The following is a 12,932-nucleotide window of genomic DNA, read 5'->3' on the forward strand; positions in this document are numbered from 1 at the left end:
CGGAGGCCGTTCTCTCAACCATGGGAGAGCGGCCTTTCGTGCGTCCGGGGCCATGGTGGTCGCACTGTGGTCGCACGTCCACCTTGCGGCCGGGAGGCTGTGGCACTGAAGGCTGGCGGCACGGGGGAGTGAAGCCGCCGGAAGACTTCCCCGAGCTGCCGGATGTGGTCGCGTGGTGGTCGCAACCACGCCGGGAAGCTTGTCTCGTGGCCAGCGGTCTCCGCCCCGGTGAGGGTGCGGTCGATGGTGTCGACGGCTTCGCGGGCGGCCTGCCGGGTGAGGTGGCTGTAGATGTTCGCGGTGGTCGACAGGGTGGAGTGCCGCAGCGTCTTGGAGACCACGGTCAGCGGCACGCCGGCGGTGATGGTGATGGTGGCCGCCAGGTGCCGCAGGTCGTGCACGGTGATCCGCGGGACGCCGGCCTCTTCGGACAGCTGATGCAGCCGGTCCAGGACGTGGTGGGGCCCGATTGGCCTGCCGTCGGGACGGCAGAAGACGAGTCCGGTGAACGGGTCGTCAGGATCACCTCTCGTACTGGTCATTGTCGTCGCCCTGTGTCGTAGGGCGGTGGCGACGCGGGGCGAGATCGCGACCCAGGCGCGGCTGGAGCGGGTCTTCGGCGCGGTGATGACGAGGTGGTTGTTGTCGATCGCGGAGAGGGTGCAGCGCACGTACAGGACGCCTTCGGTGAGGTGGACGTCGTTCCAGTGCAGGCCCAGGGCTTCGCCCTTGCGCATGCCGGTACCGATGAGGAACTCGAACAGGTCGGCTATCTCCGGGTCGGCCCGGTGGCAGTACAGGAGAAAGCGGACCGCCTCCTCCGCCGTCCAGATGCGCCGCTCCGGCGCCGGCGGGCGCCGCAGGACCGGAGGAGAGGCAGGGTTGTGGGGAAGGCGGTGCTGCCGGACGGCGTCACCGAGGGCGCTGGAGAGGGTGGCCAGGCAGCGGTAGAGGGTGGTGTGACCGCGTCCGGCGGCGAGCTGGCAGGTGACGAAGGCGGAGATGTGCCGGTGGGCGAGCTGGTCCAGCTTGAGGCCACCGAACGCGGGGATGAGGTCGTTGCGGACGTAGTCGCGGTAGCGAGCCATAGTGGTCGGCTTCAGCACCAGGGCCTTCGCTTCCAGCCACGTGTTGAGGTAGGCGGCGACAGTCTGGCTGGGGTCGGCGTTGTACCCGCCGACCTCGCCTTCGAGGAACCGGCCCAGAGCCTGCTCGGCGCTGTCCTGGGTGGGAAATCCGCCCCGGCGGACGGTGGTGCGGTGGCCTGGGGCGGGGACATCGACGGCGAAGTTCCAGGTGCCGTGCTGGCTGTCGGTGAGCAGGTAGAGGCAGTGGGCGCCGAGCTGGTGGTGCTGGGTGTCTCTGCAGCCGCAGCGGCGGTAGATCCGGCCGCGGCCGAGGCTGGTACGCATAGGGATCGCCTCCGGGAGGCGAGAGCGGGAGTGGATGCTTCCAGCGTGCGACCACAGGCGACCACAATGCTCTCCAGCGGCGTGTGACCAGCACGTTTCCCCTATCCACGTCCCAAGGGCAGCTTTGAAACGTCCGCCCAGTCGGTTTTTCGCCTCAGGGCGTTGAGCGGTTACCCAGCCGCCGACCAGCGAAGCTGCGCGGTGTGCGGCTCGGATCTTGAGGGGCCATGTGCTTGGCGTCGCGAGCGCCGATTGGAGCAGGGGGCGGCGGGAGCCCAACTGGTGGTGCTGGGGGTCTCTGCGGCCACAGCGGCAGTAGATCCGGCTGCGGCCGGCGGTGGTACGCATGGGGATCGCCTCCGGGAGGCGGAGGGCTTCCACGCCCATGCGATCACGGGCGACCACCCCGCCGCTCAGGTGCGAGCTTCGGCAGTCAGAAAGTGGCCCGATAATGCTTCTTTTTTCGGTCGCGAGCAAAGCCGATGAAGCTAATGTATAGGAGTTTGATGCCGAAAGACGGGATCACAATTCCGGCGACGATCCAGGTCGTTCCCCACCAGCCGCGATCTCCGTCGGGGTCCAGGAATGGAAGCCAAAGGAAGTTGCATGCGACGAAAATCAGCCAGTTGCCGGTTTCTTTAGGCCTTCGGCCTGCCCTCAACTCAAAGAAGATCGTGAAGGCCATGAGGAGCATGAAGAAATAGAGGCCCAACACCCACGGGACGGGGTTCATGTCCACGGATCCCTCCACGAAGCGGATCTGTCGAGGCCACTCCCACACCATGATCAAGGTGAGGACTTGGATTGGGATGGATCGTCGCACGTCTCGTGCGATCACGTGAAGTCGTTCCTCGTGTCGAAGGGCGAAGTCGGCCATTCCTTCGAAAAGAGGGTTTGGTGCGGTTTCGGGATCCAGTCCTTGGCGTGCTCGGATGGCTTCGGTGAAAGCCTCTTCTTGATTGGATGCGCGAATGCGCATCTGTGTATCGCCTGCGTAAGCCGAGATTTCTGACTGGAATCCATCTACGGTGTCCGCGTTGAGTCGGGCCAAGTTTGACACCTGCACCCAACCGGGGCTGACGTCCGTCGAGCGTAACTGTTCGGTGAGGTTGACCCAGAAAAGCTCCTTCTTCTTCATGTCGTATACGACGCCAATGATGGGGATCCGGCTCTGCCGCCAGTCGTCGAAGTGATCTTCAACGGGGATTGCATACCCGTTGGCTCGCTTGTATTTCTTGCCGCTCTTTACTTGGATGGCAATCCAGCACCCGGTTCGCCTCCCGCTTCGAGTGAAATTTACGATCATGTCCTCGCCGTGATCGTTTCCACCATCGATTTCCTGAACGATATGATCGTTTTCCTCGAGGAGTGAACGCAGGGCATTGACGCCGGCCCGCTCAATTCTGCGGCTAGAACGTACAGTTGACACCGTTCCCCCTCGAAAGTAGTGGCCGCTAGGATACCGACTTGCTCTGACAGCAGACCCTGACCGAACGCGCTGCGACCGTTCGTCGTCCTCAGTGGTGTGATCAGCATTCCGACCGTACGCGCAGCATGCCAGGCTCTCCTGACGTTCAGATCCGTGACTGCCAGGGGTCTGCGGGCGTCATGGGCGCAAGGCGAGCGACCGTCCGGTCGCAAGGACAGTCGCACCTCCCACTCCCAAGGGTCAGACGATGCGGAGTTTCGGCCTGGGGTCGGGTGAGCCAAGGAGGCGGCGGACGCGTGCGGGGTGCCATCCGAGTTCGTCGGCCAGCTTGGGGATGGTGAGTCCCTTCTCGCGTTCGGCGAGTTCGTATGCCTGGGTCAGGAGGGCGGGCTGTTCGCCGGGGAAGCCGTCGACCGGTTCGGAGGCGAAGCCGGGTTGGCCGTCGAGTGCGCGCAGGCGCTGGTATCCACGGCTGGCCGTGGCGTCGGAGATCATGCCGAGCTCGCGGCAGCGGTAGATGAGCGAATCGACACTGACTCCCCACACCCGCCGGATCTCGGTGAGGTGTGCGAGGTCGAGGCGTCGGGGGAGGAGTGGCGTGATGCTTGCAGCTGGGGTCAGGAACTCCGCAGCGAATGCGTCAGCCTCGCGTTCCTGCCGGCTGTCGCCCGTGGCGTCGCCGTGCAGGACGAGGTGGCCCAGCTCGTGTGCTGCGGTGAAGCGGTGGCGGTACACGTCGTTGGTGCGGTTGGGCGTGAGGATCGCCACCGGGCGAGCAGAGCGGGAGGAGAACGCGTCGACCGTGCGGGCGGTCTCGTCGGCGGCTGGGAGGACGACCACGATCCCGCGCGCTTCCATGCGTCTGACCAGATGGGTGACCGGGCCGTCTCCGAGGTTCCAGCGCTTGCGCAACTCGCGTGCGGCCGCTGCCGGGTCGAGGGGGAGGTCGACGCCAGGGTGGACCTCGCCGCCGGCGAAGCCCGGGAGGTCGACGGGCGGGAGCTGTACTCGCTTCTCCAGCGCGTAGGTCAGCTCCCACACCTGTTCGGCGAAGGCAAGGGCGCGTTCACGCTGGGCCTTTGGTGTGCTGCGCAGGGCGCGGAAGTGCGCCATGGAAGAGTCGAGCCGGTTGCTCGGCCGACCGGCGATGAAGAAGGGCAGCGGCACGTCGAGCGTGTCGGCGAGCCGCGGGAGGAGATCCGGGCGGGGCTTGGCCACCCCCGTTTCGTACTGGCCCACTGCCGCGGGTGTTACGCCCAGGTGCTCTGCCACGTCCTTCTTCGTCATTCCCGCCAGGCGCCTGGCCTGGGTCAGCCGGGCGGGGTCGAAGGCGTCATGGACGGCACGCGGGGTCACAACACGTTCGGAAGTGCCAGGCAGCAGGGGCTGGTCAGTTTTCATCGTCCTCGTGGGCCAGTGGTTCGATCGGGGCCGGCTCGGTCAGGGGCGGCACGTCCCGCTTCTCGTCCACGTCGGGCCGAGCGAACAGGATCGGCACAGGCTGGTCGCCTGCGTCGAAGCTGACGTGCTCCGGCGCCGCGGCCTGCTGCGGAACAGCGCTGAGCCTACGCCGGGTGGGTGTTGCCGGCATTGGCAGGGGTTCGGGTTGGACGGCCCACTCGAGGCTGCCCTGTTCGTCGAGGAGGGAGGCCACGCCCCAGTACGGCTTGAGCAGGCCGTGGGGGTTGCAGGCGTAGGGGATCAGCACCAGACGGGTGCCTTCGGGAAGTGCCGCGAGTTTGGGTCGTACCTCGACGCGGCCGTGGCTGAGCTGCTCGTCTTCGAAGAGCGATCCCTGACTGGGCTCGGGGGCGAAGGTGAACAGCTCGCGGATGAACGGGCCCACCGAAGGCAGCTTCGCCTGGCGGACATTGACGTCCTCCGTCGCGAAGCGGAAGGGGTAGAGCAGACCGCGCTTGAAGTGGACCAGGTCGAAGGGAAAACCGTTCGGTTTGAAGACTGTCGCGCCCTCGACTCCGTCGAACTGGCGGGCCACCTGCCGGTACGAGCCGGGCCAGCGAGTCCAGCCGTAGGGGTGGTTGCTCTCGACGTCGCCCTCGTGCTGAGCGGCGCGGGCGTTCTCCTGCATGTCGACAAGTGCCTGACCGAGCCGGTCCCGCACCAGGTCGACCTGGCTGTCACCGAACAGGTCGACGGCCCAGGGGGGATGTACGTGGTTCACTTTCACCGGTCCTTCCCGATGAGCTACTTCTGAATGAAGCATAGGAACACGTTCAACACTTTAGTTTGTGTCAATTATATTGCACAAGCTCGATTCTAGGAGCGCCTGAGCACGCCGGTCCGCCCCGCCGGCGGATCTGGGTCCAGCAACTACGCCTGCTTGACGGGCGGAGTTGGCCACGAGGGGCGGTCACGAGCAGGCGCGCCTCCCATGGTCCCAGCTCGCCCGGCCACGTCGCCGCCGAAGGCCACGGCTAGCCTGCCGAACGGATCTTGGTTGGTGCCGACGTCTCGGCACCGTCTACTGCACTGCGTCAGGCCGGCCTTGAACGGCGAGGCGGGCCAAGGCGCTGCGGGCGCTCGGATACCCAGACTTGGCTGCTCGCTGATACCACTCGATTGCCTCGCCGACGAGTCCGTCCTCTTCCAGGACCTCGGCCACGAGCAGTTCGGCCCCCAGGAAGCCGTTGTTCGCCAAGCGAGTGAGCCAAACCGCAGCTTCCTCAGACCGGCCAGCCTGCTGCATGAGAGAGGCTGCGCGTCCCAGAGCACCAGGACGACCCTTATCGGCCAGATCGCAGAGCCATCGGATGATGTCGATCTCGTACTCGGCTCGCTTCAGCAGGGCGATGGCGGTATCGAGTATGTCCAGGTCTGTCTGCTCGGCAAGTTGCTTGATCCAGGCTGCGGCTGCAGCGACCTGGTCCTGGCTGAGCATGAGGTCAACGACGGCATGAACCGAAGAAAGGTGGCCCTGGGCGGCTGCCTTCTTGTACTCGTCCACCGCCTCGTCTGTGCGACCGAGCTTCTGGAGCAGTGCAGCAGCCTTTCGGCGGGCGACCGCGAAGGCCGCGCCGCCAGAGGCACGCTGGTACAGGACCAGCGCTTGTGGAAGGCGACCTGACTTGTGCAGCTCCTCCGCAGCCTCCCACGCTGCTGCATGGTCTCCCGCCTGCGCGGCCTTCAAAACGAATCGGAGGTGGTCCGCGTGGCGGGCGCGTGCGGAGCGGCCGAACGCGAACAGGTCCTCATCGTGGGCGTGCACGAACGCGGCCTCCCACAGTTCAGTGGGCACGGCCTTGTTGGCCCGGCTGTTACGACCGTGCTGTTCCAGGTAGTCGGCCAGCCGATAGTGCGGAGTTTCGAACGCTTCCTGCCCGGGGCGCGGTTTGATTCGGGTCAGCGCACCGCGAGCTCCATGGCAAGGCTGGGCTGTGTACGCCAGCGCTTCTTCGAACCAGTCGTCGCTGCTCTGGTCCCACTCTTGATCGGTGAGGTAGCCCGGCGCGGCGGCTGCGAGGAGGAGACGGGGGATGGCGAGGCCGTTACCGAGCCGGCGGGCGTCCATGGCTGCTTCCAGCACGGCACGTGCACCGGGAGGGGCATTGTGATACCGCTCCAGCAATGCTGGGGCTCCTGCCAGGTACTGCGTGACCTGGCCGTCTGCGGCACGCTTGGCCGCGTAGAGCAGCCTACGGTCGCGCACCTCACCACGTCGGATGGCAGCCAGATCTGCAGCTGAGAATGAGGAGGGCACGGAGATGTTGGTACCCGCCAGCAGCTTCCTGGCCTGCTCGTGCACGTCAGGGGCGCCAGCCTTCGGCAGCGCGGTGAGCGTCGCCCAATACTCCGGCCAGACGGTGCCCAGCACCAAGATCGGGCGACGGGCTTGATCCTGAAGCAGTGCCCGAAGGCCTGCAACCACCCGCTCGCCCAGGGAACCGGTCGAGGGGAGCAGATAGTGCTGCGCCTCGTTCAGCCAGACCACCGTTCGGGGGCCGACATTCTGGATGTCGGCCAGTGCCGCTTCGGGTCGAGTGGGATCGAACGGGTGCCACAGCCTCCAGCCGTCGGCCAACGACTGTACTGCTTCCCAGCACGCCCGGGTCTTACCGCACGATGAGCTGCCGACCAGCATTGCCATGCCGCTCTGTCCGGCTTCCGCTCGGCGGACGACGTCACGCAGAAGCCGGTCGTGGGCCCGTATGACGTACGGCGTGAGGGCTGACAGCACGGGTGGAGCCGTCGGCCTCGAGGTGGTCAGACCTGTGTCGTAATGCACGGTCCAGCCCTCAGGGAACCGGTGAGTGGGGATGACGTCGACACTGTGGTGGACTTCCAGGTCGAACGGGTCCAGCTGCGAGATCGGGCGTCCCACGGCCGCGGCCGACCGGTGATTGTTAAGTGCCGCTTCAGCTTGCGCCTGTTGTACGCCGGTCCGCACAGACTCGGCACGCTGCCGGGCTACTGCAGCGTGCCGATCACGCCACCACAGGGAATCGAACAGATGCGTTTCGGAAGGGGCTGGCTCGAATCCCTCAGCCAGAGCCGCGGCATGCAACTGCTCTACGATCTTGACAAGGGTGTCGACCCGCTGCGGGAACCGACGCCCGTCTAACCATGCCCCGATCGTCGTGGCTACGGGACCGCCGGCCCCCCGAGAAAGGGCTCGGAGGCTGACACGCCTCGTCAGGTACTCACCATGGATTGCGCCCAGCCGCTTGAGGGCAGCGAAGAAGGCATCCTCGCTACGTGCACCCACTACGCTGTCCACCCCTCTCCCCGAAGCCCGGACAACACGGGCTGGACAGCTGCGAAGTCTACGTCGCCTGAACAGGGTTGATGCGAAGTACGTGTGCAATCCATCGCTGAATGGCAGTTGGACACCGCATTGCACAGAGAGCGTTGGGCCCAGGCCGCACTGAGAGGCCGACTCCATCCACGAGATCACCCTGGAGCCCCAGCATGCCTATCGACTGCCTTCCGACCGCCGTGATCATCCCCGGGGTTATGGGCTTCGTCATCTTCGTGCTCTTGTATGCCGGCGTCGTCCTACCGACCATCTGGTCCCGCCACCCCGAGCGCCGTAAAGCGGCACACTGCACCCTCGACATGCTGTTGAAGGCTCGCCGTGGTCTGCGCCGTATCGGGCGGTAGGGCCACGAGCGGAGGCAGGAAGAGGCGCCCCCCTCGCAGAGCCGCAGGGCTGCCTGCCGGAGCTGCCCGATCTGGGCTCGATCCTGCCGAGCTCCGGATGAGTCGCGTGCCAGCCTGGGGCATGAAGTTGAGCCATGCCTCCATGGAGTTCAGGCCAGCGCACCAGCCTGCCCACCGCCCCGCTGTCACGATCGCAGTCATGACGACTTCATCGCCGGACGCTGCCCCAGGCTGGGACGACCTCCTTCGTGCAGGCACAGGCCCCGTGCAGCAGACCTTTCTCGACCTTGTCAGGACCACGCGTGAGTACGTGGGGTACAGCCCGGATCTGGTGTCGGGCCTCCTGCAGACGTCGGAGTACGCTGCTGCCGTGCTGCGGCTCGTCGTGGACTTCCATGGGACTCCCGACGACATCGAGGCAGGGGTAGCCGCCCGTACGGCTCGCGCACAGTACATCGGCCAGGACGGTCGTACCTTCCACGTCCTGCTGGGCGAACAGGCGCTGCACACCAACCTCGGCGGGCCTGAAGTGATGCAAGGCCAACTCCGCCGGCTGCTGGACGCGACGGACCTGCCGGGCCTGTCCCTGGGGATCATCCCGGCCCGTTCCCGCCTCCTGGTCCACCCCGGGGGCGGCTTCTCGATTTTCGACGCCGGCAGGGTGGAGGTCGAGGGGTACGGCGGGGCTGAGACGATCACAGACCAGGATCGGGTTGCGCTGTTCCGCAAGGCGTTCGGGCTCCTGAAAGCCTCTGCTGTCTACGGCCAGGCAGCCCGGGACCTGATCACGGCCGCGTTCACGGTCAGCTGACGGCACTCGGATCAGCGCGGGCGGTCCACTGCTCGAGCAGTACCTCTGCAGGCAGTGCGTTGCCGTTGGGAGCCAAGCGCTCGACCGGCATGTCGCTGGAGGCGCAGGCGAGCAGTTGCTCGGCGATGAGGTGGGGAACCAGCAGGGCCGCCGTGCCGGCCTGCCGGTTGAAGGTCACTTGGTAGGTGGCGATGACCGAGGCTTCCCATTCGGTGAGGGTGTCCCGTTCCGGCTCGCTGTAGTGGGTCCGGGGAAGGGCGGGCGCCTTGATGGCCACCAGCTGCCACGGTGCGCTGGCGGGGCGGCTGGCTTCCTCGCGTGCCTGGCGGATCCAGTCGGCGGCGAGCTGGTCGAAGGCGGCGTGGGCCTCGGGCTTTCCCTTGCGGCGTCGCCCGAAAGCGTCGCTGACGACGGTGTAGACCGCGAAGTCGTGGTCTTCCAGGCGGCGCCAGGACGAGATGGCTCGGTGACTCCACTCGTGCCAGGCTCGCCGGAAGGTCTTGGCGGCCTCCGCTCCCAGTCCGGCGAAGGCGGGATCTTCTGTGAACTGTGGCGCGGGCAGGACGCGTACTGCTGCCGCCTCCAGCAGACGGTCCGGTCGCACGAGGGCGGCGAAGGCGCGGCGCTCCTGGTCGAGGACGGCGGTGAGGCGGCTCTGCAGACCATCGGCCCACGGGGCGAGGAAGGGGTATTGGGCTACGGCCTCAATGCTCCGTGCCAGGTAGGAGTGCAGCCGGCGCCAGTGCTCGTGACGTCGGGACCGGACATTGCGGGCGCGGTCGTACCGCTCGCGCTGCTCGTAGCGATCGTCGTCGTCTTCATCCTCCTCGTTGTCGGAGGCGGCGGTTCGGGGCGGGTACTCACCGGTGGCGAGGGCGTCGGCGGCGTCACGCTCGGCCTCGATGTCTTCCTCGTCCAGGGGCTTCCGGTCGAGCCAGACGCGGAGAGCGTCCACGTCGATGACGGCTGCTCCGAGCGGCAGGATGGGGCTGTCCGTGGGCAGCGGCCAGCGGCAGCTCGTACAGAGCCGCTCCACGGCTTCGCCGAACGGGATGTCGAGCTCCTTGACGGAGGCGGCTGATCGCAGGGTCCCGCACGCCGGGCTCCCGTGGAGCTTGCCCTTGCCCGATGCTGAGGCGTGGCAGGTGATGAGGATGTCCCGGGTCGGCCCGAGGGGGACCTCAGGCGCGAACGTGGAACCGAGCGGGACGTGACGAAGCTCACCGTTAGTCGAGGCCATGCCGGCAGGCTATGTGCAGGCACTGACAGTCCGCCGGGTAAACCAGCCCATCCACCCGGCAGTGGACCAGACTCGACGGCGGAGGTGTCTGGCCGCCAGCGCGGTGTCCTGGGGACCAGTTGGGGACCATGCGATGGAAGCGGTGGTGCACGAAACGCCTCCCTGTGCACCACTTGCGCCCCAGATAAGTGTAATATGTCCGGATAATCCGGGTCACCTGCACATCTGGGGGTCAAGGGGTCGCAGGTTCAAATCCTGTCGTCCCGACTTGAAAGAGTCGCAGGTCAGGGGCCGTTTCAGAGCAATCTGAAACGGCCCCTTGATCGTTTTTGGGGACCGCTTGGCGACCAGCGGCGCGATGGGGTCATCTGGGACTGCGTCAGGATCCGGCCGCTGTCGGGGGGAACCGCGCTGCGAGCTGTTGCGGCGGATGTGATCGACGGTCAGTCAGGATATCGTTGCCGGCCACTGGGCGTAGAGGACCGTCGCCACCGCCGCCACCGCCGCCGTGGCCGTCAAGCCCGCCCCGGCACTCGCCCTCCCGGCCACCGCGCCCGCTGTGGCCGCCGGCAGAGGGGAGCCGATCGTTGTATTCGACGTACCCGTGACCAGCGAGACCCGCCCGCTCCGTTAGCATGTTCGAACTCGCAACGATCGCCTTGAAATGTATAAATCGGCTGAAAATTTGAAATCTACGATATCGCGGATGTTCTCGCGAATAAGCGGCAGAAACGGATTCGCCGCGTGGCGTCAACCACGGGTCGTGCTGTGGGCCGCGATAAGTGTGGTGGCCCTCGGATTCCTCATCGCACTGGAGATCTCCGCGCGTCGGTACGGCGTACGGGGGCCGATGACCAACCAGGTGCGAGAGGTGATATTCGCCCCCAAATCAGGGCCGCTGTTGTACGCCGGTATGGCGCTGATGATGGTGGTGCTCACCCCGCGGCAGCGGTTCGTCGCGGCCGGCGCCGCGATCGGCATCGACGTCGTCTTCTGGCTCGTACGGTGGGCGGTCGACGCCAAGATGATGGCCGGCAACGGAGCGTTGTGGGTGGTCTTGGCCCATGGCGTCATCGCTGTCACGCGCCGCACCGGCCGGGACCGTGTCCTGCTGCTGAAAGGCGTCGGACTGGGCCTGCTGCTGGTGGCCGGCCGCAAGACCGGCGACATCTGGCTGCTGATCACGTCGAAGAGCCGTCCGGTGGTGCTCGACCAGTACGTGGCAGCCGCCGATCACGCGTTGGGCAGCCCGTCGTGGCTGGTGGGCCGGATCGTCCAAGCCACCGGCACGGTCGGCGCCCACGTTCTCGACTGGGTCTACGTTCAGCTCGGGGTGGCCGCGGTCGCCGTCGCGCTGTACCAATTGCGCAACGTGGCGGTCGAGCGCCGCTTCCCGGGCCATCATCTGGTGCGCACTTTCCTGGTCATCGGTCTGCTCGGGCCGGCCATCTACATGATCTACCCGGTGGTCGGACCGGTCTTCGCCTACGGCGCCGACGGCGGGCACTGGGCGGTGGCCAACCTGTGGCCGGACACGCCGCCGCCCGTCACCACCCCGCACCCGATGCCCTTCGACGGGATCACCCCGCGCAACTGCATGCCCAGCCTGCACACAGCGTGGGCCACCGCGATCTTCATTCATTCCCGCAAGGGCCCCCGGGCTCTGCAATTCGCAGGCGCGTTCTGGCTGATCGCCACGCTCGGCGCAACGCTGGGCTTCGGCTACCACTACGGCGCGGACATCGTCGCCGGCGTGGTGTTCACGCTCACGATCGAGACGGCGCTGCGCGCGCTCGACCGCGGTTGGGACCGGCCGGGAATCCAGCTGGTCGTCTACGGCGCCGCGGTCTTCGCTGCGCTCTTGGCGTCGTATCGCTATCTGTCCATGGAGATGGCCGGACATCCGTGGGTCTTCGGGCCGCTGCTCATTCTGGCGATGACCTCAGTGGTCTACGGCTACGTGCGAACCACCAGGAGGTGGGGACGGAAGGCCGCGTCGGCGCATCTGCCGGCACCGCGACGCGAACCACAGCCCGAACTGGTTTGAGTCATGTTGCAGCGAGTCGTGGGCTGAGCACCGAGGCACCATCGTGATGGTCGCGGCCGTATCGGAGATTCTCCGGTACGGCCTCTCCTCGTTTTCGCCGTCGCCGGGCTCGGTGGCGCGGTGGCTCAGCGGTAGCGAACGGCGGCCGCCGCGAAGGGCGCCGCGTGCGCTGGGACCGAGGCGAGGACGGCGACCCACGAGCCGTCGGTGAACTCGATGTCCATGCGCCCCTTCTGGAGCACTCCCGTCGGGTTGGCGCGCAGCGCGGCGACCGCCGGCCGCGGTGCTTCCCAGTACTGCTTCATGACCGGCGTCGACTGCCACAGCGGTGAGACGTCGCTCAGGCCGAACCAGCGCCGGTCGGTGACCGCGAGTACGCCGGTGACCGAGCCCCGCGCGTCGGCGCGGCTGACGAGGAAGTGCCCGGCCGCGCTCTGCCAGCCGCCCTCCATGCCCTTGCCGTGCATCAGCCGCGTGCCGAGACCGTCCAGGGCGTCGGGTGCGCGGTCGGGCGCGTCCGCGGCGGCGGCCGGCTTGGACTGCCGGGGATCGAGTACGCGCGCCCTGACCAGTTGCCGCAGCGGACGGGGGAGCTTCGCCTCGATCCGCTGGCCGAGCGCAGACGGCTCCGCCGGGGCGAGGAGGGCCTCCGGAGGGTGCGGCACGCTGGGGGCGAGTTCGTAGGAACACGCCGCGATGAGCCGTTCACCCTGGTGCACGAACCTCGCCGCCTGCTCACGCACTGCCTGGTTCAACGTGCCTGCTCCTGTTCTGGTGGTGGGCCGCGATGGGCCGGTGGGACGGATTCCGGTGCCTGGGGTGATTGTGCCCTGAGGGGCGGTCTTCATGATCACCGGGCTGTCCCCGGCCGAACG

10 protein-coding genes are annotated in these 12,932 nt (G+C 66.9%); 3 read left to right on the plus strand and 7 right to left on the minus strand.

All coding sequences use genetic code 11. The annotated features are described in order from the left end of the window. Nucleotides 1–14: 14 nt before the first annotated feature. From xerC to J7I97_RS18020, 5 genes are all read right to left on the minus strand, one after another. Nucleotides 15–1,412, minus strand: coding sequence for a tyrosine recombinase XerC (xerC, locus tag J7I97_RS18000; RefSeq protein WP_251058914.1), 1,398 nt, complete (start codon nucleotides 1,410–1,412; stop codon nucleotides 15–17). Between the two features lie 433 nt (nucleotides 1,413–1,845). Then, a complete protein-coding gene (locus J7I97_RS18005; protein ID WP_214936108.1) occupies nucleotides 1,846–2,841 on the minus strand; it encodes a DUF4365 domain-containing protein in 996 nt (331 codons plus the stop codon). 240 nt (nucleotides 2,842–3,081) lie between these two features. Continuing rightward, nucleotides 3,082–4,197 carry an XRE family transcriptional regulator gene (locus J7I97_RS18010; protein WP_308365362.1) on the minus strand — a complete coding sequence of 372 codons (1,116 nt, stop codon included), beginning with the start codon at nucleotides 4,195–4,197 and terminating at the stop codon, nucleotides 3,082–3,084. 34 nt (nucleotides 4,198–4,231) lie between these two features. Next, entirely contained in the window at nucleotides 4,232–5,023 is a 792-nt protein-coding gene (locus tag J7I97_RS18015) for a hypothetical protein (protein ID WP_214936111.1), read from the minus strand. Between the two features lie 300 nt (nucleotides 5,024–5,323). Further along, nucleotides 5,324–7,246, minus strand: a complete 1,923-nt coding sequence (locus J7I97_RS18020; protein ID WP_214936113.1) for a lipopolysaccharide assembly protein LapB — start codon at nucleotides 7,244–7,246, stop codon at nucleotides 5,324–5,326. 521 nt (nucleotides 7,247–7,767) lie between these two features. Here J7I97_RS18020 and J7I97_RS18025 point away from each other — a divergent pair. Both J7I97_RS18025 and J7I97_RS18030 read left to right on the plus strand, forming a co-directional pair. Beyond that, the gene (locus J7I97_RS18025) at nucleotides 7,768–7,959 is read left to right on the plus strand and encodes a hypothetical protein (RefSeq protein WP_214936114.1); all 192 of its coding nucleotides are present in this window, start codon (nucleotides 7,768–7,770) and stop codon (nucleotides 7,957–7,959) included. A gap of 265 nt (nucleotides 7,960–8,224) precedes the next feature. Then, a complete protein-coding gene (locus tag J7I97_RS18030; protein WP_214936116.1) occupies nucleotides 8,225–8,770 on the plus strand; it encodes a DUF5753 domain-containing protein in 546 nt (181 codons plus the stop codon). Here J7I97_RS18030 and J7I97_RS18035 read toward each other — a convergent pair. Beyond that, nucleotides 8,763–10,010 (minus strand): hypothetical protein, encoded by a 1,248-nt coding sequence (locus J7I97_RS18035; RefSeq protein WP_214936117.1) that lies wholly within the window; start codon nucleotides 10,008–10,010, stop codon nucleotides 8,763–8,765. The genes J7I97_RS18030 and J7I97_RS18035 overlap by 8 nt on opposite strands. Before the next feature lie 706 nt (nucleotides 10,011–10,716). On the opposite strand from J7I97_RS18035, the gene J7I97_RS18040 reads away from it, so the two are divergent. Then, a complete protein-coding gene (locus J7I97_RS18040) occupies nucleotides 10,717–12,057 on the plus strand; it encodes a phosphatase PAP2 family protein (RefSeq protein WP_214936119.1) in 1,341 nt (446 codons plus the stop codon). A 125-nt stretch (nucleotides 12,058–12,182) separates the two neighbouring features. On the opposite strand, the gene J7I97_RS18045 is transcribed toward J7I97_RS18040, so the two are convergent. Then, the gene (locus tag J7I97_RS18045; protein WP_214936120.1) at nucleotides 12,183–12,812 is read right to left on the minus strand and encodes a hypothetical protein; all 630 of its coding nucleotides are present in this window, start codon (nucleotides 12,810–12,812) and stop codon (nucleotides 12,183–12,185) included. Between the last annotated feature and the right edge of the window lie 120 nt (nucleotides 12,813–12,932).

The organism is Streptomyces sp. ISL-87 (assembly GCF_018614095.1).
GTDB lineage: Bacteria > Actinomycetota > Actinomycetes > Streptomycetales > Streptomycetaceae > Streptomyces.